Genomic DNA, 24,303 nt, shown 5'->3' with positions numbered 1-24,303 from the left:
CTGCCCGCACCCCCGGTTGTGAAGGTTGTATTTATATGCAAACATAGTATTCAAGAACGGTCAAGGCGTTTTATCGCCGATATACGACTTTCGCAGTCGGAAATGTTTGTATATGAATGACGAAATTCACGAAGAGCCACCTTGGGGGAACGCATTTGGAAACCGATGACCGCTACCGCGCGCCCGCGCTCGACAAGGGCCTTGATATCCTCGAATTGCTGGCAGGCGTGGACGGCGGACTGACGCAGGCCGAGATCGCCAAGCATCTGGATCGCAGCCCGAACGAATTCTACCGCATGCTCGACCGGCTGGTGAAACGCGGCTATGTCACCAAGCTAGAGGGTGACCGCTATTCGCTGACGCTGAAACTGTTCGGCCTTGCCCAGTTGCACGCGCCGGTGCGCCGCCTCGCCTCGTTCGCAACGCCCTTCATGCGTGAGCTTGCCGACCGTTCCAAGCAGGCAAACCAGCTTGCCGTGTTCGACCGCGGTTCCGTGGTGGTGATTGCCCAGCAGGAAGCGCCGGACTATTGGGGCATTTCGATCCGCGTCGGCTCGCATATCAGCCTGTTCGACACGGGTTCCGGCCATGTGCTGCTTGCCTTCCGTTCGCCGGAAGAGCGCAAGATGATGATCGCTGAATATGGCAAGGATGGCGAGACCGTCGATCTCGATCCAAGCTTCTATGAGCGGCTCGACCAGATCCGTGAGCGCGGCTATGAAATGATGCCAAGTGCCCAGGTTGCAGGCGTTTATAACCTCTCCGCGCCCATTCTCGGACCAGACGGCACCTGCATCGCGGCGCTGACCTGCCCCTATGTCACGCTGGTCAATTCCGGTGCCTCGCCCGACATTACCCAGACCATCACGCTGCTGCAAAAGACGGTGCAGGAATTGTCCAAGCTGGTGGGCGCAGATCTTTCCACACTCGATTAGGGCTGGTTCCGTCCGGGTCGGACCACGCCCTAAATTCTTATTTGAAAACTATCTTCTTTTTTGAAAATATCGGGATAGGAGGAATCTCTATGCTGACTGATACCCATCTGCACCTGATCGACAAAAGCGCGCTCACCTATCCATGGCTAGGCGACGTGCCAGCGCTTGATCGGGATTTTCTGTTCGACACCTACCGGCAGCAGGCGGAACGCTGCGGCATCGCCGCCGCCCTGCATATGGAAGTGGATGTCGCGCCCGAAGCGATTCAGGCCGAAACGGACCATATTCGGGCGCTTTCCATCGCAAATGGCGGCTTCATCAAAGGCGCGATTGCATCCTGCCGCCCCGAAGAAGACGGCTTTGCCGCCTATCTTGAGCGCCAGCTTGCTGATCCCTTTGTCAAAGGCTTTCGCCGCGTTCTGCATGTCGTGCCGGACGAGCTTTCCGAAGGCGCGCTTTTCCGCGAAAACCTCAAGCGCATGGACAATACGCGTCTGACCTTCGATCTCTGCACCCTGCCGCATCAGATCGACAAGGTTATCGCGCTTGCCGATCTGGCGCCGGGCCTGCAATTCGTGCTCGACCATTGCGGCGTGCCGGACATCAAGTCGGGCGCACTGGAAAGCTGGCAGAAAGGCATCACCGAGATTGCCCGCAGGCCGAATGTGGTGGCGAAGATTTCCGGTGTGGTAGCCTATGCCGATGCTGAAAGCTGGACTGCCGAAACCATCCGCCCCTATGTCGAACATGTCATCGAGGCGTTCAGCTGGGACCGAGTGGTATGGGGCAGCGACTGGCCGGTCTGCACGCTTGCAAGCTCTATCGATGCCGGACTTTCGACATGGGTGGCGACGACCCACACCCTGCTTGAAGGCTGTGGCAAGGACGAAAAAGCGCGCCTTCTGTCTGAGAACGCGCGCCGTATCTGGAACCTTTAAGTAGACGAGAATAGCTTTCTCCTCGACCCTCATCCTGAGGAGGCTCCCTGAGCGAAGCTCGGGGAGACGTCTCGAAGGATCGAGGGATAGGAAACGAGAAGAAACACAGTGCCTGGCTCCTCACCCTTCGAGACGCCTCCTTCGCAAGCTCAGGAGGCTCCTCAGGATGAGGGGATGGAGAGGTCGATCAATACAAGCCGTCAGAAGCTTTCGCGGAACAGCCGGTTCAGATCGGCGATCACCTGTTCTGCCGGTTCATGGCCCTGAAGCCCCTTGTTGATGCGCTCTGACGCTGCTTCCTGAAACGGCATATAGCCGTCATGGCGTGGGCGCACCCACGCCCCTTCAAGCGTTGCGCGCGTATCGAGATAGAAGCCTGATGTAGCGGCATTCACACCCTCGTCTTCCCATGCTTCCGCATGGCCGGGCTGGCCGTTGGAGGCGGCATAAAGCCCCTTCTGCACCGCGCCGCTTGCTATCCAATAGGCGAAGTCGATGGCGGCTTGCGGGTGCTTCGTAAAGGCCGAAACGGCAATGCCCGTGCCACCCAGCGCCGAACCCGCAACACCTTTCACGCCTGCCGGAATATCGGCAAAACGGATCAGACGGTCGCGGAAACCCGGCATGGCATAGTTCACATATCCATAGATCAGGGGCACGCAGGCAATGCCGGAATCGGGCTTTGCCATTTCTTCGAACACCGCAATCGGGTCCATGCTGAAACATTCCGGCTTCACCAGCGCAGCAATTTCCCGAAGCTGTTCAAAAGCCGTCACGCCGTCTTCAAGGTGGATCAACGCGCCCTCGGTGGCACAAGGCGAACCGTTATTGGCAGCGAATGTATAGAAGCACATCAGCGAATGCGGCGAGCGCAATGGCAAAAGCACCTTGCCCGCGCGCGCCAGTTCCAGCACTTCGGCCCAACTTGTGGCGGGCTTTTTGATCAGGTCCGGACGCCATGCCTGAACCTGCGTGGCCGCATCGAGCGGAAACGCCCATTGATGGCCCTGCCGTTTATAGCTTGGGAAGGACTGCCCGACCGAACCGTCGGCCAGCGCCTCCAGCTCGGCTTCGCGGCCCGGCACATCGAGCGGCAGCAGGCAGCCTTCCTTGGTGATCTGGCCGACATGGGGATGATCGATCACGATCATATCGAAATTGCGCGCCAATTCCTCGACCGGAAAGGTCTCGAAATCCTGCAAGGAACGCTTTTCCCATTCGATCTCGACGCCCTGGTCGCTCAGCCATTGCGTGGCGCCGGCAACCATCGGATCGTAACCGCGCGGGTGGCTCCAGGTCATGCCTTTCAGCTTGATCGCACTCATAGACCAAACTCCTCACGAATTGCCTTGCTGTTTTCACCGACGCGCGGCGCTGCTCGTTCCACCTTGTGCCGCTTCCCGTTGATGCGCAGCGGCGAGCGGGTGGTGGTGATGGACACGTCATCCTCACGCGTGACGGTCTGCAGCATGTCGAGAACCGAAAAGCCGTCGCTGGCCAAGAGCTCTTCCCAGTTGAGAACGCGGGCGCACCAGATATCCGCCGGTTCCAGAATGGCCAGCCATTCATCCACCGTCTTCTGGGCGATGCGGTCGGCGATCAGGCGCTTGATTTCATCGCGCTTGGTAAACCAGCTCGACGGATCGTCGGCATAGGGCGCCAGCGTGTCGGCCTCCAGCAGCGCCGCCAGTTTCGGGATCGGCGTCATGGCAATGGCGAGATAGGCATCCGCCGCTTGATAGACCCCGTAAGGTGCGGAGAGATAAGCATGCGCGCTGCGGAAATCGGAACGTTTTGGTAAACGGCGTCCGTCATTGAGATGGGTGGTCAGCACTTCGAACTGGACATCGACCAGCGCTTCCAAAAGGCTGGTTTCCACATGCGCCCCCTTGCCGGAAATGCCGCGCCGCACCAGTGCAGCGAGAATGCCCTGCGCCACGGCAGCGCCTGCCAGCATGTCGGCGACAGCCAGACCAAACGGCACCGGTCCCTGCCCTTCATCACCATTGAGCCACATCAGGCCTGAACGCGCCTGCGCCAGCAAATCCTGCCCGGGACGCTTGACCCAAGGACCTTCCTCGCCATAGCCGCTGATGGAGGCATAGACGAGGCGCGGATTGATCGCCTTGGCGGATTCATAATCAAGCCCGAGGCGTTCGATGACGCCGGGACGGAAATTCTGGATCAGAACATCGGCCTTGGTGATGAGCTTCTTCAGCGCTTCCACATCATCCGGATTTTTCAGGTCGAGCGCCAGGCTGTCCTTGCCGCGATTGATGGCGTGGAAAATCGTTGAATCGCCACCGATCTCCGTATCGCTCAGATAAAGCCTGCGCGACAGGTCGCCGCCGTCCGGGCGCTCGATCTTGATGACCCGCGCTCCAAGGTCCATCAGCCGCAGCGAGCAATAAGGCCCCGACAGAAACTGGCTCATATCGACAACAACGAGCCCGCTCAGCGGCAGTTCATTTTCCGGCATCGGGAAATTCCCTCCTCATGAATTTCTTATGTGAATATAGTCTTCACATATGGATTTATAGAAGGCAAGACTGAAATTGCCCTAAAAACAAAAACGCCGCCCGAAACGGACGGCGTTTTTGAGAATTGAAAGTGAAGGCGTAAGTCGAACGATCAGACTTCGAGTTCGACTTCGCGGCTTGCGGTTTCGAGCAGCGTCCAGACGTGATCGGCGAGCGAGTTCCACACTTCGACCCGGTAGTGATCCGCACCCCATTTCAGGAGGATGATCTGCACGCGGTCGAAGATGGTGCGCGCAGCGCCGGGTGCCGCCATCGAAGCCAGATCGAGCGGCGAAGCGGCATTGAGCAGCCACTCGGCCTGCGGCCCGGTGATGTCGATGCCGGTCTCGCGATGGCTTACCTCGACCAGCGCATGTGGTTCTGTCTCGTAAAGGCTCGCGAAGGCCGCGACGATCTCCGCGGCCTTGCCGTCATCGGCCCAGATATACCATTCATCCGGTCCGATGCAGGCAATGGCGATCTCGCCGGTTTTCGCAAGTCCGCCGATTTTGGCGGGGATTGTTGCGCCAAGCGCCTTTTCCGCCAGCGCCAGTTTTTCCGGCTTGAAGCGCAGGACAAAGCGCGCACCATCAGCAGCCGGACGGATATCGAGCTTGCCCGGAATGGCAACCGCGCGGCTCGCAAAAGGGTTGGTCTGTTGCAGCATGATGCGATCCTTATCCGTTCAGCTTCTTGCCTTCTGGGTCATAAAAGACGAGCCCAGTGATTTCCGCCTCATGCACACTGCCATCCGGCATCGGCATATAGATGGTTTCGCCCGTGCGATCCTTGCCGCCAGCAACCAGCGCCATGGCGAACGAACGGCCCAGCGTCTCGCTCCAATAGGACGAAGTGACATGGCCCAGCATGGTCATCGGCACGGCCTGTTTCGGATCGGCGACGATCTGCGCGCCTTCCTCCAGCACCAGCTTCGGGTCCTTCGGCAGCAGGCCGACCAGATGCTTGCGATCCTTCTTCAGCATGTCCGGGCGCGCCAGCGAACGCTTGCCGACAAAGTCCGGCTTCTGCTTGCCGATGGCCCAGCCGAGCGCGGCATCGTCCGGCGTCACCGTGCCGTCGGTGTCCTGACCGACGATGATATAGCCCTTTTCTGCACGCAGGACATGCATGGTTTCGGTGCCATAGGGCGTGATGTCGTATTTCTGGCCCGCTTCATAAAGCGCCTTCCACAAAGCCAGGCCGTAACGCGACGGGACATTGATTTCGAAGCCGAGTTCGCCGGTAAAGCTCATACGGAATAGACGCGCCGGTACGCCGAGGAACTTGCATTCCGCCACCGACATATGCGGGAAGGCTTCGTCGGAAAGGTCCAGCCCCTCGACCATCGGCTCGATGAGCTTGCGCGCATTCGGTCCGTTCAGCGCCACCACGGCCCATTGTTCGGTCGTGGAGGTCAGCGAAACCTTGAGGTCCGGCCATTCCGTCTGGAGATAGTCCTCCATCATGTTCAGCACACGCGGCGCGCCGCCGGTGGTGGTGGTGACGTGGAAACGGTCCTGCGACAGCCTGCCGACGACACCGTCATCGCGGATGAAGCCGTCTTCACCGAGCAGCAGACCGTAACGGCAGCGCCCGACACCGAGCTTCGTCCATGGATTGGTGTACATGCGGTTCATGAATTCGGCTGCATCCGGGCCGACCACTTCGATCTTGCCGAGCGTCGATGCATCGAACATACCAAGGCTGGTGCGCACGGCCTTGCATTCGCGCGCGACGGCCTTGTGCATGTCTTCGCCCGCCTTGGGGAAATACCAGGCGCGACGCCACAGCGAGACCGGCTCGAAAGCAGCGCCCTGTTCTTCCGCCCATGAATCGATCGGCGTCTTGCGCGTCACGTCGAACAGCTTGCCCCGATTGTAGCCGCAGAAAGCGCCAAAGGTCGTCGGCGTATAGGGCGGACGGAAGGTCGTCAGGCCGACCTGCGGTGCGGGACGGCTGAGCGCATCGGACGCAACGGCGAGACCGTTGATGTTCGAGGTCTTGCCCTGATCTGTCGCCATGCCGTTGGTGGTGTAGCGCTTGATATGCTCGATGGAGCGGAAACCCTCACGCACGGCCAGACGAATATCCTTGACGGTCACGTCGTTCTGGAAATCGATGAAGGCCTTTGCCTTGCCGGGATCGCGATCTGTCGGCAGCTCACGGCAATTGACGCCCGCGCAGACGAAATCGCCCGCCACCGCATATTCGGCGGGTTTCGCCTTGTGTCCGGCATCGCTTGCCGCAGCCGCACCGCTGACGGCACCCTCGCGCAGCGCAGCCTGAAGATCGAAATTGCCGTTACCGGCACCGGCGCAGCGGCTTTCTTCCGTGCGTTCGCCCGGCAGATAGATCTGGCGTTCCTCATCCCAGATGAGCGAGCCCTTGGTGTGCGAGAACAGATGCACGCTCGGATTCCAGCCGCCAGACATCAGCACGACATCGCAGGCAATGGTGCGCGCCGCGCCGACCGAACCGTTTTTGACCGGATTGACACGAACGGAGGAAACACGATGACGACCCGCCGTATCGCTGACGGTCCAGCCGGTCAGCGTTTCAATGCCGAGCATTTTTGCGCGGTTCACCAGACTGTCGGCGACCTGATCGCGCACATCGATAATGGCCGGTACCTTGACGCCCGCAACCGCGAGATCGAAGGCCGCAAGCCAGGCGGAATCATGCGAGGTAACAACGACAGCCTTTTCGCCGACCTTGACGCCGTAGCGATTAAGATAGGTGCGTGCGGCACCGGCCAGCATCACGCCCGGACGGTCATTGCCCGCAAAAACCAGCGGTTTTTCGATTGAACCCTGCGCAAGCACAACCTGCTTGGCGCGCACGCGCCACATGCGCTCACGCGGGGCATTGGCGGCGGGCTTTGCCTGATGGTCGGTCAGGCGCTGGCAAAGGCCGACCATGTTCTGATGATAATAGCCAATCGCCGTGGTGCGCGGCAAAAGCGTGACATTCGCCATCGCGCCCAGTGCTGCCAGCGTCTGGTTCAGCCAGTCCCAGCTGGTGCGGCCATTGATGACCGGCTCCGGCTCGGACAGGAGCGAGCCCCCCATTTCCGCCTGCTCGTCGCAGAGGAAAACTTTCGCGCCGCTCTTGGCGGCTTCAAGGGCTGCGGCAAGACCGGCAGGCCCGGCGCCCACCACCAGCACGTCGCAATAGGCATAACGGCTGGCATAGCTGTCGGGATCGGCTTCGGACGGCGATTTGCCGAGACCGGCAGCACCCCGGATGAAAGGCTCATAGACCTTGTTCCAAAAGCTCTTCGGCCACATGAAGGTCTTGTAGTAGAAGCCTGCCGAGAAGAACATGTAGAAGGCGTCGTTGACCGCGCCGACATCGTGCTTCAGCGACGGCCAGTGGTTCTGGCTTTCCGCCTTCAGCCCGTCATAAAGCTCCAGCACCGTGGCGCGGGTGTTCGGCTCGTAACGGCCCTCTCCACGCGAAACGCCCATCAGTGCATTCGGCTCTTCGGATCCGGCAGAAAGAATGCCGCGCGGACGGTGATATTTGAACGAACGGCCCGCCAGATGCTCGCCATTGGCCAGAAGCGCGGATGCAAGCGTATCGCCCTCAAAGCCGCTATAAGTCTTGCCGTTGAAGGAAAAGCGCACGGGCTTCGCCTTGTTGATGCGGCCTTTATTATTCAAACGCATGTCGGTCATTATTTTGTCTCCGCAGCGGGAGTTTCTGCCAATACAGGGCGCGGCTCACCGGCCTTATAGGTCATGACGAATTTGTCGCTCACCGTGTCGCGCACCGCATTGAAGAAGCGGCCGCAACCGTTGATGTGCCGCCAGCGTTCAAAATGCGTCCCGCGCGGGTTGGAGCGGATGAACAGGAAATCGCGCCATTCATCGTCGGAATAGGTCGAAGGATCGGCAGGACGCGCAATATGAGCTTCGCCCGCATAGGCGAATTCGAGTTCCGGACGTTCCATGTCGCAGTAAGGGCAACGGATCAAAAGCATGTCGATATTTCCTCAGTGCGCAACTGCGGCAGCCGCCGCTTCGTCGATCAGGCGACCCGTCTTGAAACGGTCGAGCGTGAACGGCGCGTTGATCCAGTGCGGCTCGTCGCGAGCGATGGTGTGGGCAAAGACATGCGCCGAACCCGGCGTTGCCTTAAAGCCGCCCGTGCCCCAGCCGCAATTGACATAGAGACCCGGAACCGGCGTCTTGCCGATGATCGGCGAGCGATCCGGGGTGACGTCGACGATGCCGCCCCATTTGCGCAACATACGCATGCGGGTGAAGATCGGGAAGATTTCGCAGATCGCCGCCAGCGTATGCTCGATCAGCGGCAGGCCGCCGCGCTGGCTGTAGGAAGTGTACTGATCCGTACCCGAACCGATCACCAGCTCGCCCTTGTCGGACTGGCTGATATAGGCATGGACGGTGTTGGACATGACCACGCAGGGGAAGATCGGCTTGACCGGCTCGGACACCAGCGCCTGCAGCGGGAAGCTTTCAAGCGGCATGCGCACGCCAGCCGTATCCATGACGACCGAGGTGTTGCCAGCGGTCGAAACGGCGACCTTCTTGGCCTTGATGAAACCGCGCGCGGTTTCAACGCCGGTCACACGGCCAGAAGCATCACGACGGATCGATAGAACCGGGCAATTCTGGATGATATCCACGCCGCGTTGGGTCGCGCCGCGCGCATAGCCCCAGGCCACCGCATCATGACGGGCCACGCCGCCGCGACGCTGCAAGGTTGCGCCAACCACCGGATAGCGGGCATTGGGCGAAATATCGAGCGGCGGGCAATATTCTTTGGCTTCTTCTTTCGACAGCCATTCATTGTCGATGCCGTTGAGGCGGTTGGCATGGATATGGCGCTTGAAGCTCTGCACATCATGCACCGTATGCGCCAGCATCATGACGCCGCGCTGTGAGAACATAACGTTGTAGTTGAGGTCCTGACTGAGCCCCTCCCACAGCTTCACCGCATGTTCGTAGAGATGCGCGCTCTCGTCATAGAGATAGTTGGAGCGAATGATGGTGGTGTTGCGCCCCGTATTGCCACCGCCGAGCCAGCCCTTTTCGATCACGGCGACATTGGTGATGCCGTGTTCCTTGGCCAGATAATAGGCGGCACCCAGACCATGACCGCCCGCGCCGACGATGATCACATCATACTCGGCCTTGGGTTCGGCATTGGGCCATTGCGGGTCCCAGTTCTTGTTACCGGAAAGCGCGTTTTTGATAATAGAAGCTGCAGAAAAGCGGGACATGAACAACCACCAGTTTCGCGGCTGCAAGCACCCTGACGGCACATGCGAAGCCTTTGATGATATTTCTATTGTGTCCTGTGAAAACCCGACAGCAGGCTTGCGTCAAAAGACGCCATAAATACGACATGCGCACCATTTCGCGACATGACGCCCCGCGCAATAACGATGGCTTTTTTCCTGCCCGCCAGTCCTCCTGACAGACAGCTGTCAGGAGCCGGTTCCACCCAAGGTTTCCTTTTTGCGGTCGCGCTATAGTTTATCATGAACACAATTAAGCAATATGGGACGAGGAATATGTCATACCGAGGTCTTCTGAAGGGCGCAGCCATCGCAGTCACCCTGATTGCGGGCGCGACGGGACTTTCAAATCCAGCACAATCACAGGTTGTCGTTTCATCCAAGATCGATACGGAAGGCGGCGTGCTGGGCAACATCATTCTCGCCATGCTCAACGCCAACGGCATTCAGACGACCGACCGTATTCAGCTCGGCGCGACGCCAGTGGTGCGCAAGGCCATCGTGGCCGGAGAGATCGATATTTACCCCGAATATACCGGTAATGCGGCCTTCTTCTTCAACAAGGCAGATGATCCGCTCTGGAAAGACCCGGCCAAGGCGTTTGAGACGGCAAAGAAGCTCGATTACGACGCCAACAAGATTGTCTGGCTGTCGCCTTCGCCCGCCAACAACACCTGGGGCATTGCACTGCGCAAGGATGTGGCGGACGAAAACAAGCTCACGAGCCTCAGCGATTTCGGCAAATATGCGTCCGGTGGCGGCAAGGTCATTCTGGCCGCCTCGTCGGAATTCGTGAATTCGGCTGCCGCCCTGCCCGCTTTCCAAACCGCCTATGGCTTCACGCTGAAACAGGACCAATTGATCACGTTATCCGGCGGCGATACGGCGGCGACCATTGCCGCCGCCGCCAACCAGACCAATGGCGCGAATGCGGCCATGGTCTACGGCACCGATGGCGGCATCGCGCCGTCCGGGCTGGTGGTGCTGGAAGATGACAAGCATGTGCAGCCCGTGTATCAGCCCGCACCCATCATCCGCGAGGACGTGCTGAAAAAGAACCCGAAGATCGAAGAACTGCTGAAGCCGGTTTTCGCAAAGCTCGACCTGACCACGCTGCAGGAACTGAACGGTCGCGTGCAGTTGGGCGGTGAACCGGCCAAGGCGGTCGCCGAAGACTTCCTCAAGAAGAACGGCTTTCTGAAATAGGCGGATAAAGGCGACCCGTTGCCGGATAGAATCGCAGTCCCTCATTCCAATTCGGCGAATGCTGACAAGGTCTCGCATGGCCTGTTCGGCCATGTCGACAAGCTTGGCTTCGTCATCGCGGTTTTGTCCATTGCCGGGCTGCTGCTGCCCTTTGCCAATTTCCGCGCCAACCGCATCGTGCAGGGCGAGCCGCGCTTTGTGCTCGACGCCTTGCCGATGGCCGAAGCCTTGTTTTTGCTTGGCATAATGGCAGCGGTCCTGCTTTTTGGCCTCTTCTCGGCCAAAGCCATGCTGCGGCTTGGCGCAAGCCTTGTCGGCCTTGCCGCCATCCTGATCGCGATCGGGCTTGCGGCAACACATCTTTCACCCGGCGGCAATAATTATGCCCGCGTTTCACCTGCATCGGGCTTCTGGCTGCTGCTGTTTGCCAGCGGCATTTCGGTTGCCGATGCTCTGGTGCGCTTGCAAGTGCGACCGCTGGTGCGGGTGGGTTTGCTCACACTCGCTGCCCTTCTTCTCTATACGCTGCTCGCCTCGGGATTTTGGGACAATCTGTCCTTCATGAAGGAATATCTCAGCCGCGCCGACAGTTTCTGGAACGAAGCCCGCCGTCATGTGGAACTGGCGCTCGGCTCGCTTGTCGCAGCGACGATCATCGGCATTCCGCTTGGCCTCGTCTGCCACCGTGTGCCAAGGCTGCGCGGACTGGTGCTGAACAGCCTCAACATCGTGCAGACCATTCCCTCCATGGCGCTCTTCGGCATTCTGATCGCACCGCTCGGCTGGCTTGCGGCCAACGCGCCATGGGCGGCAAGCCTCGGCATTCGCGGCATTGGGGCCGCTCCCGCTTTCGTGGCGCTGTTTCTCTATTCGCTGCTGCCCATCGTCGCCAATACGGTGGCCGGGCTCGCGCAGGTGCCAGCACCGGTCAGCGATGCCGCGCGCGGCATGGGCATGACGCGGCTGCAACGGCTGTTCAAAACCGAATTTCCACTGGCCTTTCCGGTGATCCTCACCGGCATTCGCATCGTGATGGTGCAGAATATCGGCATGACCACCATTGCCGCCCTGATCGGCGGTGGCGGTTTCGGCACATTCGTCTTTCAGGGCATCGGACAGACGGCCATGGACCTCGTGCTGCTTGGCGCGCTGCCAACGGTTCTGCTGGCCTTCGGTGCTGCCGTTCTGCTCGACGCCGCCATTGAAATCGCCGGGAAAGGAACCGCGCCATGATCGAGTTCGACCAGATCACCAAGCGCTATAATGGCCGGGCTGCCGTGGATGCGGTCAGCTTTTCCGTTGAGCCGCACAGTATCGCGGCCATTGTCGGAACCTCCGGTTCGGGCAAGACGACCCTGCTGCGCATGGTCAACCGTCTTGTCGAGCCGACCGAGGGCGAAATCCGCATCGACGGGCACAGCAATATGGACGAGCCGGGGCACGCCTTGCGGCGGCGGATCGGTTACGTGATCCAGCAGCACGGGCTTTTCCCGCATCGCACGGTGGCAGAAAATATCGCCACCGTGCCGGTTCTGCTCGGCTGGACGAAACAGCGTATCGATGCCCGCGTCGATGAACTGCTCGATTTGTTTCAGCTTGAACCGGCGGATTATCGCGACCGCTATCCGCAGGAACTGTCCGGCGGGCAACAGCAGCGCGTCGGCGTCGCCCGGGCGCTGGCGGCGGAGCCGAACATATTGCTGATGGATGAACCTTTCGGCGCGCTCGACCCGGTCATCCGTGCCAAGGCGCAGGAAGACCTGAAGGCGATCCAGCGCCGTTTCGGCACCACGATCCTGCTGGTCACGCATGATATGGAGGAAGCGATTTCGCTTGGTGACCATATTGCGGTGATGGATGACGGCAAGCTTTTGCAATATGGCCCGCCTGCGGAAATTCTGGCGCGACCCGCGACGGACTTCGTCGAAAGGCTGGTCGGCACCGGCGAACGCCCTTTCCGCCTGCTCTCGCTCACCGATCTCAAGACGGTCCTGCAACCGGGTGATGCCAGCGGCGACGCCATGCCGGTTTCCGCCTCGCAACGCGATGCGCTGGCCGAGCTTTTATGGTCGGGTCGCAATGCTCTGCCGGTTCTGGACGCAGACGGCAGACCGCTTGGCCGCGTCACACTGGAAAAGCTGTTGCGAAAAGCGGAACGCCCGGCATGAGGCTGTTCATTTCCATCATTCCACGGCTGGCGCTTCTGGCGATGCTGCTGCTCTTTCTGATGCAGCCGAATCTGTTCGAACCCGTCTTCCGCCCATTGGTCAGCGATGGCGCGCCCGTCATCTATGACCGCGCCAATCTGATGACGCTGACCTTGCAGCATTTGGGGCTGGTGGCATTGGCGACCCTGATATCCACGCTGGTGGCCGTCGCCATGGCGATCTTCGTGACCAGACGGCAGGGCGCGGAGTTTCTGCCGCTTTCGCGCAGTCTGGTGAATATCGGCCAGACCTTTCCGCCCGTTGCGGTGCTGGCGCTCGCCGTGCCGATCTTCGGTTTCGGCGACAAGCCGACGCTGATCGCGCTGTTTCTCTATGGGCTGCTGCCGATCTTTGAAAACACGCTGACCGGCCTCACCACCCTGCCTGCGCCTGTCGTGGAAGCGGCGCGCGGCATGGGCATGACGGGAATGCAGCGTCTGGTCAAAGTGGAAATGCCGCTTGCCATGCCGGTCATTCTTGCCGGAATAAGGCTATCGGCGGTGATCGGCCTTGCCACCGCCACCATCGGCTCGACAGTGGCCGCCCGGACGCTTGGCGAAGTCATCATCGCCGGTCTCATCTCCAACAATCTTGCTTTCGTGCTGCAAGGCGGCCTTGTCGTCGCGGCGCTGGCCATTTTGATCTTCGACGGATTTCAGGCCCTTGAACATTATCTCATGAAACAGGCCGGAACCGACGCCTGAACCGCACCAGCCCCCTTTGAATAGCCGCATTGCATTCCTATATCATCGTAAATGACCATTGGATGAGGAACGGAATGAATATCGGGCAGGCAGCCACAGCATCGGGCATATCGGCGAAGATGATCCGCCATTATGAAACCATCGGGCTTATCGAGGCTGCCGAACGCACAGGTTCCGGCTATCGCGTCTACACGCAAAAAGATGTCGAGACGCTGCGCTTCATCCGTCGCAGCCGCGATCTCGGTTTTCAGGTCGAGCAGATCAAGGAACTTCTGGCGCTCTGGCGTGATCGCAACCGCGCTTCTTCCGATGTGAAGAAGGTTGCGCTCGTTCATGTCGAGGAACTGGAAGCCAAGATGCTCCAACTGCAGGAAATGGCCGACACGCTGCGCCATCTGGCGCAAAACTGCCATGGCGATAACCGTCCCGACTGCCCGATCATCCACCAGCTCGCGGCAAACGTCGCCGAGCCGCGCAAACGACCTGCCGCGCGCAAGGGCGAATTGCTGCACAGCAAGGTTTGACCAACCCACATATTCAGAAGAAAACGCCGGGATTTCTCCCGGCGTTTTTGTTGCAACTTCCGTTGGGAGTTAGCTCTTCGGCAGCGTATAGGCGATAACGTAATCGCCCGGCTTGGTGCCGATCGAGCCATGACCACCGGCCACCATCAGCACGAATTGCTGATCGCCGACCGTGTAGGACATTGGTGTCGCCTGTCCGCCCGCGGGCAGACGTGCTTCCCACAGAACCTTGCCATTGGTCAGGTCATAGGCGCGCAGATAGTTGTCCACGGCGGCACCGAGGAAGGCAACGCCGCCTGCCGTGATCATCGGTCCGCCTATGCCCGGTACGCCGACTTTCAGCGGCAGCGGAACCGGCGCCATATCGCGGATGGTGCCGTTGCGATGCTTGTAGACGGTCTTGCCGGTGCGCAGATCGACGCCCGTGACATAGCCCCATGGCGGGGTCTGGCACGGAATGCCGAGCGGGCCGAGGAACGGTCCCATGAAGACGCCATAAGGCGCGCCGTCATTGCGGTTCAAGCCCTGTTCGCTGCCCTTCTCATCCTGTCCCTTCGGTGGAATTTCCGAACGCGGGACAAGGCGCGAGGTGAAGGCCAGATAGGTCGGCATGCCGAACATGACCTGACGCACCGGATCGACCGCCACACTGCCCCAGTTGAAGACGCCGAAATTGCCCGGATAGACAATGGTGCCCTTCAGCGAAGGTGGCGTGTAGCGGCCTTCATAGGCAAGCTGGTGGAACTTGATGCGGCAGGCCAGTTGATCGAACATCGTCACACCCCACATGTCGCTTTCACGCAATGCAGGCGGGCTGAAGGTCAGATCGGAGATCGGCTGCGTCGGCGACGAATGATCTTCCGGGATAGTGCCGGTCGGAGCCGGGATTTCCTTGACCGGAATGATCGGCTCGCCGGTGCGGCGGTCGAGCACATAGAGGTCACCCTGCTTGGTCGGGCCGACCAGCGCAGGCGTGCCATTGATATCGAGCAGCACCGGCTGCGCCGGAACGTCCATGTCCCACAGATCATGGTGGACCGTCTGGCGCACCCACTTCACCTGACCCGTATTCACATCGAGCGCGACGATGGAGGAGGAATATTTCTCCACATTTTCGCTGCGCCCCATGCCGAGCTGGTCAGGCACCTGATTGCCAAGCGGAACGAAGATCAGGCCGAGCTTTTCGTCCACGCTGGACACCGACCAGCTATTGGGCGAATTCGTCGTGTAGAACTGACCTTCCGGCAGCGGTGTCGTGACGTCCGGATTACCCGAATCCCAGTTCCACAGCAGTTCACCCGTGCGGATATCGAAGGCGCGGATGACGCCCGACTGCTCTTCCGTCGAATAGTTATCGTTGACGGCCCCGCCGACGATGATCTTGTCGCCGACCACAGCCGGAGGCGACGTCGAGTAATAATAACCGGCCGGGTTATATTTCATGCCATGGCTGAGATCGAGCGTACCGCCATTGGCAAAATCGGTGCAGATTTCACCGGTCGCCGTGTCGAGCGCGATCAGACGCGCATCCGAGGTCGGCAGATAAACGCGTTCTGTACATTTCGCGCCAGCCGTTGCATTGGCGTCCTTCCAGTAGCTCACGCCACGGCAGGTCTGGTGCTGGCGGTCGGTGTTGAAGCCGACCTTCGGGTCGAACTTCCACTTTTCCTTGCCGGTCGCGGCGTCGAGCGCAATGGCCCAATTATGCGGCGTGCAGAGATAAAGCGAGTCGCCGATCTTCAGCGGCGTCACCTGATAGGTGGTTTCGCCCACATCCTGTGGCTGCTTCACGTCGCCGGTCTGGTACTGCCAGGCCACCTGCAATTTGGACACATTGTCTGGCGTGATCTGCGCCAGCGGCGAATAACGCTGGCCGTAAGGCGTGCGCCCATATTGGTGCCATTCGCCTTCCGGCACATTGCCGCCGAGGTCCGGCGTCGCCGCAACCTTCTCTGTCGGCAGGTCGCCGGTAATATTGTACGGGTCCTGCGTCATGGAATAGCCGGCAATGGCCAGCGCGATGACGCTCGCGACCGTCAGCGGCAGTCCGCCGCCGCCCTTGCCGCTATTGAGCGGCTTTCTGATCCAAGGGGTCAAAAGCCACAGGCCGAGCAGCACGATGATGCCGCCACGCGCGCCAAGTTGCCACCAGTCAAAACCGACTTCATAGACGGCCCAACCGAGCGACCCGAGCACGATCAGCGCATAGAGCCACAGGGCCGAAGCGCTTCTTTTGAAGAGAAGAGCGCCTGTCAGCAAAAAGCCGACAGCCGCAATGATGTAGTACCAGCTGCCCCCCAGGGTGATCAGCTCGATACCGCCCCAGCCGAGCGCAAGCCCGACCAGCAGAAGGACGATGGAGGTCAAGGAAATCAGCAAAATATTACCCCTTCAAGTGTGACTACAGACCCGCCGTGTCTGAACAGAAATGCACGGAACACATCGAATGCGAGAAGTCCTGATGGGTGGGAGCGCCGCTGCGTTTCTGATGCCGCGACACTCTCTGCCTTCAAATAAAATTAGGCAGAAATCTAAAAAGACCAGAGGAAACGAAAAAAGGCGACTCATGAGAGTCGCCTTTGCTTGGGATTTAGTCTCTATTGCCGTGTTAATCAGCCGAGGGGACTCTTGAACCGCCGCAACCGCAACGCATTGCTGAGCACGAAAATGCTCGACAGCGCCATGGCGCCCGCTGCCAGAACCGGCGACAGCAAAGTGCCGGTGAAGGGGTAGAGAACACCGGCGGCGACCGGAATGAGCGCCACATTATAGGCGAACGCCCAGAAGAGGTTCTCGCTGATATTGCGGATCGTCGCCTTGGATATGGCGATGGCATTGGCGACACCGCGCAGGTCGCCCGACATCAGCACCACATCCGCACTTTCAATCGCAATATCCGTTCCGGTTCCGATGGCGATGCCAACATCTGCCGCGGCCAGTGCCGGAGCGTCGTTGATGCCATCGCCAACGAAAGCGATCCGCTTGCCGCCAGCCGAAAGCCGCTTCAGCGCTTCGACCTTGCCGTCCGGCAGTACTTCCGCCACCACTTCATCAATGCCGAGCCGCTTGGCGATGGCCTGTGCGGTACGGCGGTTGTCGCCGGTAATCATCGCCACGGTGAGCCCCTGTTCGTGTAGAGCGGCGATGGCGGCAGGCGTTGTCTCCTTCATCGGGTCTGCGACCGTCAGGATAGCCGCAAGCTTTCCGTCAACGGCGGCATAAAGCGGCGACTGCCCTTCATCGCCAAGGCGCGTCGCATCCTCTGCAAACACCGCCACATCATGGCCGAGCTTCGCCATATAGCGATCAGCGCCGATAGCGATTTCATGCCCCGAGACGGTCGCCTTGAGGCCGAAACCCGGCACTGCTTCGAAAGCCGAGACATCGGCAAGCTTCAGGCCCTCTTCCTTTGCAGCCGTCACAATGGCGTCGGCAATCGGATGTTCCGAGCGAGCTTCGACAGCTGCCACCAGCGCCAGAAGTTCGTGCCTGTCGAAACCGTCTACCGTTGCAAAATGCGCCAGTGCAGGCTTGCCCTGGGTCAGCGTGCCGGTCTTGTCGACGGCGATGATCGATGCATCGCGCAAGGTTTGCAGTGCATCGCCCCGGCGAAACAGAACGCCGAACTCGGCGGCGCGACCGGTGCCAACCATGATGGAGGTCGGCGTGGCAAGGCCCATGGCGCAAGGGCACGCGATGATGAGCACCGCAATGGCATTGACCAGCGCGTAGCCAAGCATGGCCGTCCCTCCGATGGCAAGCCAGAGCATGAAGGTCAGCGCGGCGGCGGCCATGACGGCGGGCACGAACCAGCCCGTCACCTTGTCGACCTTGGCCTGAATGGGCAGCTTGTCGGCTTGCGCATCCTCGACCATGCGGATGATCTGCGAGATCACCATATCACGGCCCACCTTGGTGGCGCGGAAGGTGAAAGCGCCGGTTTTATTGATGGTGCCGCCGACCACTTCCGCGCCCTCGTCCTTGGCGACAGGGACGGGCTCGCCGGTGATCATCGATTCATCGACATAGGACGAGCCTTCGACCACCTCGCCATCGACCGGCACTTTCTCGCCGGGCCGCACCTGCACGATATCGCCTGCGCGCACGTCTTCCAGCGGCACATCGATCGTCTCGCCATTGCGCACCACGCGGGCCGACTTGGCCTGCAAGCCGACCAGACGGCTGATGGCCGCACTGGTGCGCCCCTTGGCGCACGCTTCAAGATAGCGCCCGATCAGGATCAGCGTGACGATAACCGCCGCCGCCTCGAAATAGACATTGACGGTGCCCGCTGGCAAAACGCCCGGCAGGAAGGTTGCGACAAGCGAGAAGCCCCAGGCCGCAAGCGTGCCGACGACCACCAACGAGTTCATATCCGGTGTGGCGCGCAGCAGCGCCGGAATGCCCTTCTTGAAGAAGCGCAGACCGGGGCCGAACAGGACGAGCGTGGTCAGCACGAATTGCAGATACCAGCTGTTCTGCATGCCGATCCGGTCCATCACGAACATATGGACAGCGGGAATGAGATGCGATCCCATTTCCAGCACGAAGACCGGAAGCGTCAGGACGGCGGCCAGCAGAACGCTCTTCTTCAGTTCCGCAGCTTCGGCATCGCGCTTTTCGCTTTGGGTTTCGGCTGGCGCTTCATCTTTTCTATCGTTCAGCGACCGCGCTTCGTAACCAGCTTTCTCGACGGCCTTGACGAGTTCGGATGTCTCGACCCCACCCGCCAGTTCCACATGCGCGCGTTCGGTCGCCAGATTGACGCTGGCCCGCGTCACGCCCGGCACCGCATTCAACGCCTTTTCGACCTTGCTGACGCAGGAAGCGCAGCTCATGCCCTCAATGGCAAGATCGACGCTGCCGGAAGGAACCTCATAGCCCGCCTTGCGAATGGCATCGATGACGGCAGGCAGATCCGGCGCGCCTTTGAAGGTTACGTCGGCGCGCTCGGTGGCCAGATTGACGGAAACCTTGTCGACGCCCGCAACCTTCGACACGGCCTTTTCGACGGAGGAAACACAGGATGCGCAGCTCATGCCTTCCACGGGAACGGGAAAGCTGATGGATTCGTGATCGACGGGCTTGTTCATGGCAATCCTCTTCGTGACCTTTAGCGGTCCCTTTTCAGCCTTCGGGCGCGCATCTTGTCCGAAAACCGTTTCACACTTTTCGGGATGCGCTCTAACAGAGGCTAGATTTCTGAATTGCCATATAAGTAGTCCTTCCCACCGTTGGAAGGTCAAGTGCTTTTTTGAAAGCGGAATTGCGGCAGCGTTTTTTCTGGAGTTTCCGGGTCAGACCGGCAGGCGGTTATGGGCTGCGGGCATGGCAAGACCAGTGCCGTTATTGCTCTGGATGAAGGCATGCACATCGCTGGCTGGCATCGGGCGTCCGGTCAGATAGCCCTGCACTTCGCCGAAACGTTCGGTTCTCAGGCGTTCCAGCTGCTGCGCTGTTTCCACGCCCTCGGCGGTGGTGACGATATTGAAGCCTGCACCCAGCGTCGCCACCGCCTGGATGATGGCGAGATCGCGCGTATCCGCTTCGATGCCGGACACGAAGCTGCGGTCGATCTTGATCTTGTCGAACGGAAAGGAGCGCAGATAGCTGAGCGAGGAATAGCCGGTGCCAAAATCGTCCATAGCAATGCGGGCGCCCAGACGGCGCAACTCGAACAGCAATTCGATATTGTGCTTGCTGTTGGAGAGAAACACCGATTCCGTGATTTCCAGTTCCAGCCGGTTCGGCGACAGGCGGGCTGCATCCAGCGCATCGGTGACAGAGCGCAGAAGCGAGGTCTGGCTGAACTGGACCGGCGACAGATTGACCGAGACCTTGATATCTTCCGGCCAGGAAACCGCCTCGCGGCAGGCAGCCAACAGCACCCAATCGCCAATCGGGCCGATCAATCCGGTTTCCTCGGCAAGCGGAATGAATTCCGCAGGCGATACCATGCCGCGCTCGGGATGACGCCAGCGGATCAGCGCTTCGAAGCCGGAAATCAGTCCGCTCTCCAGATTGAAGATCGGCTGGTAATGCAGTTCGAACTGTTCGGACAGCAAGGCCTGACGCAGTTCGCTCGTCATGATGTGGCGCTTTTCGGCGGCCAGACGCAGCGAATGCTGGTAGAAATGGAATGTGCGCCTGCCGCTCGATTTTGACGCATTGAGCGCCAGATCGGCATTGCGCATCAGCACGTCGGAATTGTCGCCATGCAGCGGCGCCTGCGCGATGCCCATGCTGCAGGTGACGAATTCGGAATTGTCACCCAGCCGGAACGGTTCCTGAAAGGCCGAAAGCACCCGGTCTGCGAACATGGCGATCTGGCCGACGGTGCCGCTGCGATAGATGACGGCGAATTCGTCGCCACCAAGCCGTGCGATGAACTGGTCGGAGGTGGTAATCTGGCGCAAACGCTCTGCAACCTGTTGCAAAAGCTGGTCGCCCGCCTGATGGCCGATATTGTCGTTGATGCTCTTGAAGTGATCGATATCGATACAAAACAGCGCAAAAGGCTCCGCATCGCCGCGCTTTTTTAGCAATCCCTCCACATGATGGGAGAAAGCGGCGCGGTTGGGCAGGCGCGTCAGGCTGTCATGCATGGCGATATGGGCCATGCGTTCCTCGATTTCGCGCCGTTCGGTGACATCTTCGATCAGGCCGATCAGATAACGCGGCGTGCCGCCCTCAACCGGCGGAATGGAACTTTTGATGACACGCAGAATGCGCTGCGTTCCGTCGTCATGTTGGGACTTATATTCGACGCTGAGCGCCTCGCCCTTGCTCATCACCTGACGATCCTGCTGCGCATATTGGCGGCGTTCCAGATCCGACATCAGCTGCGCATCGGTGAAGCCGACAACCGCATCGACCGCCTTGCCGCTCGCCCGCGACGCCGCCTGATTATAGAGGACATAGCGGCCATCATCCTGCATGTCCTTGATGAACACGCCGAGCGGCAGATTGCTGACGAGGCTGTCGAGCAGCGACTGGGCATGGATTGCTTGCCGGTTGGCCTTGGCCAGCTCCGTCCGGTCCTGCACGATGGCGAGGATCGCTTCCCTGCCATCGAACTGCACCTCACGTCCATAGGTCAGAACTTCGATGATTTCGCCATCGGCGCGCCGGTGCTGCCAGCGCTCCGGACGCTCCAGATCGCTGCGATCCCGGACAGCGCTCAGCATACGCTCGCGCTCGGTATGCGGACGAATATCGAGGACCGTCATGCCGGGCAGTTCATCGGGCGTGTAGCCGTAAAGCGCATAGGCGGCATCATTCATGATGATGAAGCCCAATGTTTGTGGATCATAGACCCACATCGGCGTCGGATGGGTGGTGAACAGAATACGGAAATCCTGCTGGGGCGTGCTCGCCATGGAGCTTCCCGCCTGTACCGGACCGGCTTTCCGCTTCGCCATTCTTATTCCCCTCGCCCAAGCCGACACATGCCGTCGTTTTAATTAGCCAACAAAACCTCTCACTGGAACATCATATTCCGCATGTGTTCATGAGACAGGCTCACAAACAGACAAGCGGGGACCGCCACCCAGACACACTTCCCCGCAAATAGATTACGACCAATGGTTTTAACAAACCATATATGAAAAACAGGCTCATATAAGTTTTTTCTGATGATGGCGTTTTCATCGCGCCCAATCACAGTGCAAGACACGGGACAACACTGTTTCCCGACCAGCGAAGACATTGCTTGACCACTCAAAACTTCCGGCCTATGCCTATGGACGCAAAATTCGTTGGGGTGCCTTGCAAGAGGCTGAGAGGCGCGTTCTCGCGTTAACCCATTGAACCTGATCCGGGTAATACCTGCGTAGGGAACGGAGTTTGACGCGTCGCGGACGGGGTTCATTCCCCACAGGAGCTTACGCTCCATAAAGGTTCATGGCGTCTCATCTTTCCGTTCGGAATGAGAGACGACACGATGAACCAGAAACATAGTTTCTCCCGAACCAAAACCAACAATGGCCAGATGCGGTCTGTGCCCATCTGTGTAACCATTGCCGGTTCCGACAGCGGTGGCGGCGCTGGCATTCAGGCCGACCTCAAGACATTTTCCGCACTTGGCGTTTATGGCGCAAGCGTCATTGCCGCTGTGACCGTGCAGAACACCTGCACGGTAAGCGCGGTGCACGATATCCCGCCCGCTATCGTCGCAGGGCAGATCGACGCCGTTTTCAGCGATCTCGATGTTGCGGCAGTGAAGATCGGCATGGTTTCCGTGCCTGAAACCATCGACGCCATCGCGCGCGGCCTTGCGCATTTTTCCGGTCCCGTCGTTGTTGATCCGGTGATGGTGGCAAAGTCGGGCGACCGGCTTTTGAGCGAAAACGCCACAGCGCTTCTGCGCCAGAAACTGGTGCCGCTGGCCACGCTTTTGACGCCCAACCGGCCAGAAGCGGCCTGCCTGCTTGGTTGCGGCCTGGCGCTTGATGATGAAGACGCCGAACAACAGGGCCGCGCATTGCTCGAACTCGGCGCGAAAGCCGTTCTGATGAAGGGCGGCCACGCGGAAGGCGAAACATGCGTCGATCTGCTGGTGCGCCCCGATCAGCCGACGCTGCGGGTTGAAGCACCGCGTATCTTGACCGGTAACACCCATGGCACAGGCTGCACGCTCTCCTCGGCCATAGCCGCAGAGCTTGCCAAAAACCTGCCGCTGGAGAAAGCCGTTCTGAACGCGCATACCTATCTGCAAGGGGCAATCCGCGCCGCCGACACATTGAAGATCGGACACGGCCACGGGCCGGTGCATCATTTCCATGACCTCTGGACAATCCGGGCGGAGGAGATTGCGTGATGCGCGTCACCATCATCGGAGCGGGTGTCGCCGGTCTTGCCACCGCCGCAGAGTTCACCGATCAGGGCCATGCCGTCACAGTGATTGCCCGCAGCCCGCAGATCGGTTCCGATTGCTGTTCGTGGTTGGCAGGCGGCATGCTGGCGCCATGGTGCGAGGGCGAAAGCGCCGAAGAGCCTGTGGTGCGGCTTGGTCAGGAATCCATCGGCTGGTGGGAAAAACACGTTTCCGGCGTCAAGCGCGAAGGCACACTGGTTCTGTCGCACAACCGCGACGCCAGCGAGTTGCGCCGTTTCGCCCGCCGGACGAAAGCCTTCGACACAATCGATCATGAACGCATCAATGCACTGGAACCTGATCTGGCCGGGCGTTTCCGGCAGGGCCTGTTCTTCGCGCGCGAAGGGCATCTCGATCCGCGCAAGACACTCGTTCAGCTGGCCGGAAACCTGCAACGAAAGGGTGTCGTCTTTCACCTCAATACGGAAGCGGACGCAGCGAAGATCGATGCGGATATCGTGGTGGATGCACGCGGCCTCAGCGCCCGCGATGTGCTGCCGGATCTGCGCGGCGTCAAGGGTGAGATGCTGGTTGTCCGCTCGCGTGACATCAACCTTTCGCGGCCCGTGCGCCTGCTGCATCCGCGCATTCCGCTCTACATCGTGCCGCGCGGCGACGGTGTGCACATGATCGGCGCGACGATGATCGAAAGCGATCAGCGCAGTGGCATCAGCGTGCGCTCGACATTGGAGCTTTTGAGCGCTGCTTACGCCCTCCATCCGGCCTTCGGCGAAGCGGAGATTCTCGAAACCGGCGTCGATGCGCGCCCCGCCTTTCCCGACAATCTGCCCCGCGTAAGGCGACGCGGCAAAACCATCTATGTCAACGGGCTTTACCGCCACGGCTTCCTGCTCTCGCCGGCGATAGCGCGGATGGCGGTTGCGAGCGCGACCACGCCCGAAACCAAGCCCGAATTTGTGGAGGACTATGCATGACGATCGTGCTGAACGGTGAAGTCATCACCACGGCAGCAGCCAATCTGGCGGCGCTGCTCGCCGAAATCGAACTGGACGAAGCGGTGGTCGCAACCGCGCTGAATGGTGAATTCGTGGCCAGCGATGAGCGCTCCACCGCGACCCTGTCTTCTGGCGACCGCATCGAAGTTCTGGCCCCGATGCAGGGAGGCTGA

19 protein-coding genes and 1 riboswitch are annotated in these 24,303 nt (G+C 60.0%); of the genes, 10 read left to right on the top strand and 9 right to left on the bottom strand.

The genetic code is table 11. The features are described 5' to 3' along the window. Positions 1–116: 116 nt before the first annotated feature. The gene (locus D8666_RS08200) at positions 117–935 is read left to right on the top strand and encodes an IclR family transcriptional regulator (protein WP_171316747.1); all 819 of its coding nucleotides are present in this window, start codon (positions 117–119) and stop codon (positions 933–935) included. Between the two features lie 89 nt (positions 936–1,024). After that, complete coding sequence (locus tag D8666_RS08195) at positions 1,025–1,873, top strand: amidohydrolase family protein (RefSeq protein ID WP_121537200.1); 849 nt, start codon at positions 1,025–1,027, stop codon at positions 1,871–1,873. Positions 1,874–2,073: 200 nt separating this feature from the next. Here the strand turns inward: D8666_RS08195 and D8666_RS08190 are convergent, their stop codons facing one another. The 6 genes from D8666_RS08190 to D8666_RS08165 form a co-directional block, all read right to left on the bottom strand. Further along, positions 2,074–3,198 (bottom strand): ABC transporter substrate-binding protein, encoded by a 1,125-nt coding sequence (locus tag D8666_RS08190; RefSeq protein ID WP_121537198.1) that lies wholly within the window; start codon positions 3,196–3,198, stop codon positions 2,074–2,076. Then, on the bottom strand, positions 3,195–4,352 hold the full coding sequence (locus D8666_RS08185; protein WP_121537196.1) for a CaiB/BaiF CoA transferase family protein: 1,158 nt from the start codon (positions 4,350–4,352) through the stop codon (positions 3,195–3,197). The genes D8666_RS08190 and D8666_RS08185 overlap by 4 nt, the downstream gene beginning before the upstream one ends. A gap of 152 nt (positions 4,353–4,504) precedes the next feature. Continuing rightward, positions 4,505–5,059: a sarcosine oxidase subunit gamma gene (locus D8666_RS08180; RefSeq protein WP_109368238.1), complete on the bottom strand. Its 555-nt coding sequence runs from the start codon at positions 5,057–5,059 to the stop codon at positions 4,505–4,507. A 10-nt stretch (positions 5,060–5,069) separates the two neighbouring features. After that, positions 5,070–8,069: a sarcosine oxidase subunit alpha gene (locus tag D8666_RS08175; protein ID WP_121537194.1), complete on the bottom strand. Its 3,000-nt coding sequence runs from the start codon at positions 8,067–8,069 to the stop codon at positions 5,070–5,072. Continuing rightward, positions 8,069–8,374 (bottom strand): sarcosine oxidase subunit delta, encoded by a 306-nt coding sequence (locus tag D8666_RS08170; RefSeq protein WP_109368236.1) that lies wholly within the window; start codon positions 8,372–8,374, stop codon positions 8,069–8,071. Before D8666_RS08170 ends, D8666_RS08175 begins: the two co-directional genes overlap by 1 nt. 12 nt (positions 8,375–8,386) lie before the next feature. Continuing rightward, positions 8,387–9,640: a sarcosine oxidase subunit beta family protein gene (locus D8666_RS08165; protein ID WP_109368235.1), complete on the bottom strand. Its 1,254-nt coding sequence runs from the start codon at positions 9,638–9,640 to the stop codon at positions 8,387–8,389. Between the two features lie 294 nt (positions 9,641–9,934). On the opposite strand from D8666_RS08165, the gene osmF reads away from it, so the two are divergent. The 5 genes from osmF (at position 9,935) to cueR (ending at position 14,299) form a co-directional block, all read left to right on the top strand. Next, positions 9,935–10,864, top strand: a complete 930-nt coding sequence (gene osmF / locus D8666_RS08160; RefSeq protein WP_121537192.1) for a glycine betaine ABC transporter substrate-binding protein OsmF — start codon at positions 9,935–9,937, stop codon at positions 10,862–10,864. A gap of 30 nt (positions 10,865–10,894) precedes the next feature. After that, positions 10,895–12,097, top strand: a complete 1,203-nt coding sequence (locus D8666_RS08155) for an ABC transporter permease (RefSeq protein WP_371830801.1) — start codon at positions 10,895–10,897, stop codon at positions 12,095–12,097. Next, entirely contained in the window at positions 12,094–13,032 is a 939-nt protein-coding gene (locus D8666_RS08150) for an ABC transporter ATP-binding protein (protein ID WP_121537188.1), read from the top strand. The genes D8666_RS08155 and D8666_RS08150 overlap by 4 nt, the downstream gene beginning before the upstream one ends. Further along, positions 13,029–13,775 (top strand): ABC transporter permease, encoded by a 747-nt coding sequence (locus D8666_RS08145; RefSeq protein WP_121537186.1) that lies wholly within the window; start codon positions 13,029–13,031, stop codon positions 13,773–13,775. Before D8666_RS08150 ends, D8666_RS08145 begins: the two co-directional genes overlap by 4 nt. Positions 13,776–13,849: 74 nt before the next feature. Next, entirely contained in the window at positions 13,850–14,299 is a 450-nt protein-coding gene (cueR, locus tag D8666_RS08140; protein ID WP_109368231.1) for a Cu(I)-responsive transcriptional regulator, read from the top strand. A 69-nt stretch (positions 14,300–14,368) separates the two neighbouring features. Here cueR and D8666_RS08135 read toward each other — a convergent pair whose 3' ends face one another. The 3 genes from D8666_RS08135 to D8666_RS08125 form a co-directional block, all read right to left on the bottom strand. Then, a complete protein-coding gene (locus D8666_RS08135) occupies positions 14,369–16,678 on the bottom strand; it encodes a glucose/quinate/shikimate family membrane-bound PQQ-dependent dehydrogenase (protein WP_121537184.1) in 2,310 nt (769 codons plus the stop codon). A gap of 233 nt (positions 16,679–16,911) precedes the next feature. Further along, entirely contained in the window at positions 16,912–19,392 is a 2,481-nt protein-coding gene (locus tag D8666_RS08130; protein WP_121537182.1) for a heavy metal translocating P-type ATPase, read from the bottom strand. A 204-nt stretch (positions 19,393–19,596) separates the two neighbouring features. After that, positions 19,597–21,720, bottom strand: a complete 2,124-nt coding sequence (locus D8666_RS08125) for a putative bifunctional diguanylate cyclase/phosphodiesterase (RefSeq protein ID WP_235858901.1) — start codon at positions 21,718–21,720, stop codon at positions 19,597–19,599. Positions 21,721–22,047: 327 nt separating this feature from the next. Further along, positions 22,048–22,154: riboswitch (TPP riboswitch) on the top strand. 87 nt (positions 22,155–22,241) lie between these two features. On the opposite strand from D8666_RS08125, the gene thiD reads away from it, so the two are divergent. Genes thiD through thiS form a run of 3 tightly spaced genes read left to right on the top strand, consistent with a single transcriptional unit; the run spans position 22,242 to position 24,303 of the window. Continuing rightward, positions 22,242–23,117: a bifunctional hydroxymethylpyrimidine kinase/phosphomethylpyrimidine kinase gene (gene thiD, locus D8666_RS08120; RefSeq protein WP_121537180.1), complete on the top strand. Its 876-nt coding sequence runs from the start codon at positions 22,242–22,244 to the stop codon at positions 23,115–23,117. Continuing rightward, positions 23,117–24,109, top strand: a complete 993-nt coding sequence (gene thiO, locus D8666_RS08115; protein ID WP_121537178.1) for a glycine oxidase ThiO — start codon at positions 23,117–23,119, stop codon at positions 24,107–24,109. Before thiD ends, thiO begins: the two co-directional genes overlap by 1 nt. Beyond that, positions 24,106–24,303: a sulfur carrier protein ThiS gene (thiS, locus tag D8666_RS08110; protein WP_121537176.1), complete on the top strand. Its 198-nt coding sequence runs from the start codon at positions 24,106–24,108 to the stop codon at positions 24,301–24,303. The genes thiO and thiS overlap by 4 nt, the downstream gene beginning before the upstream one ends.

The organism is Ochrobactrum soli, from assembly GCF_003664555.1.
GTDB classification, from domain to species: Bacteria; Pseudomonadota; Alphaproteobacteria; order Rhizobiales; family Rhizobiaceae; genus Brucella; species Brucella teleogrylli.
This window is presented reverse-complemented; position numbering and strand designations above follow the sequence as displayed.

What these genes read in the sequence shown, in the direction of transcription:
- D8666_RS08200 (WP_171316747.1), top strand. Translation starts at nt 117, where the DNA reads ATGACGAAATTCACGAAGAGCCACCTTGGGGGAACGCATTTGGAAACC.
- D8666_RS08195 (WP_121537200.1), top strand. Translation starts at nt 1,025, where the DNA reads ATGCTGACTGATACCCATCTGCACCTGATCGACAAAAGCGCGCTCACC.
- D8666_RS08190 (WP_121537198.1), bottom strand. Translation starts at nt 3,198, where the DNA reads ATGAGTGCGATCAAGCTGAAAGGCATGACCTGGAGCCACCCGCGCGGT.
- D8666_RS08185 (WP_121537196.1), bottom strand. Translation starts at nt 4,352, where the DNA reads ATGCCGGAAAATGAACTGCCGCTGAGCGGGCTCGTTGTTGTCGATATG.
- D8666_RS08180 (WP_109368238.1), bottom strand. Translation starts at nt 5,059, where the DNA reads ATGCTGCAACAGACCAACCCTTTTGCGAGCCGCGCGGTTGCCATTCCG.
- D8666_RS08175 (WP_121537194.1), bottom strand. Translation starts at nt 8,069, where the DNA reads ATGACCGACATGCGTTTGAATAATAAAGGCCGCATCAACAAGGCGAAG.
- D8666_RS08170 (WP_109368236.1), bottom strand. Translation starts at nt 8,374, where the DNA reads ATGCTTTTGATCCGTTGCCCTTACTGCGACATGGAACGTCCGGAACTC.
- D8666_RS08165 (WP_109368235.1), bottom strand. Translation starts at nt 9,640, where the DNA reads ATGTCCCGCTTTTCTGCAGCTTCTATTATCAAAAACGCGCTTTCCGGT.
- osmF (WP_121537192.1), top strand. Translation starts at nt 9,935, where the DNA reads ATGTCATACCGAGGTCTTCTGAAGGGCGCAGCCATCGCAGTCACCCTG.
- D8666_RS08150 (WP_121537188.1), top strand. Translation starts at nt 12,094, where the DNA reads ATGATCGAGTTCGACCAGATCACCAAGCGCTATAATGGCCGGGCTGCC.
- D8666_RS08145 (WP_121537186.1), top strand. Translation starts at nt 13,029, where the DNA reads ATGAGGCTGTTCATTTCCATCATTCCACGGCTGGCGCTTCTGGCGATG.
- cueR (WP_109368231.1), top strand. Translation starts at nt 13,850, where the DNA reads ATGAATATCGGGCAGGCAGCCACAGCATCGGGCATATCGGCGAAGATG.
- D8666_RS08130 (WP_121537182.1), bottom strand. Translation starts at nt 19,392, where the DNA reads ATGAACAAGCCCGTCGATCACGAATCCATCAGCTTTCCCGTTCCCGTG.
- D8666_RS08125 (WP_235858901.1), bottom strand. Translation starts at nt 21,720, where the DNA reads ATGGCGAAGCGGAAAGCCGGTCCGGTACAGGCGGGAAGCTCCATGGCG.
- thiD (WP_121537180.1), top strand. Translation starts at nt 22,242, where the DNA reads ATGAACCAGAAACATAGTTTCTCCCGAACCAAAACCAACAATGGCCAG.
- thiO (WP_121537178.1), top strand. Translation starts at nt 23,117, where the DNA reads ATGCGCGTCACCATCATCGGAGCGGGTGTCGCCGGTCTTGCCACCGCC.
- thiS (WP_121537176.1), top strand. Translation starts at nt 24,106, where the DNA reads ATGACGATCGTGCTGAACGGTGAAGTCATCACCACGGCAGCAGCCAAT.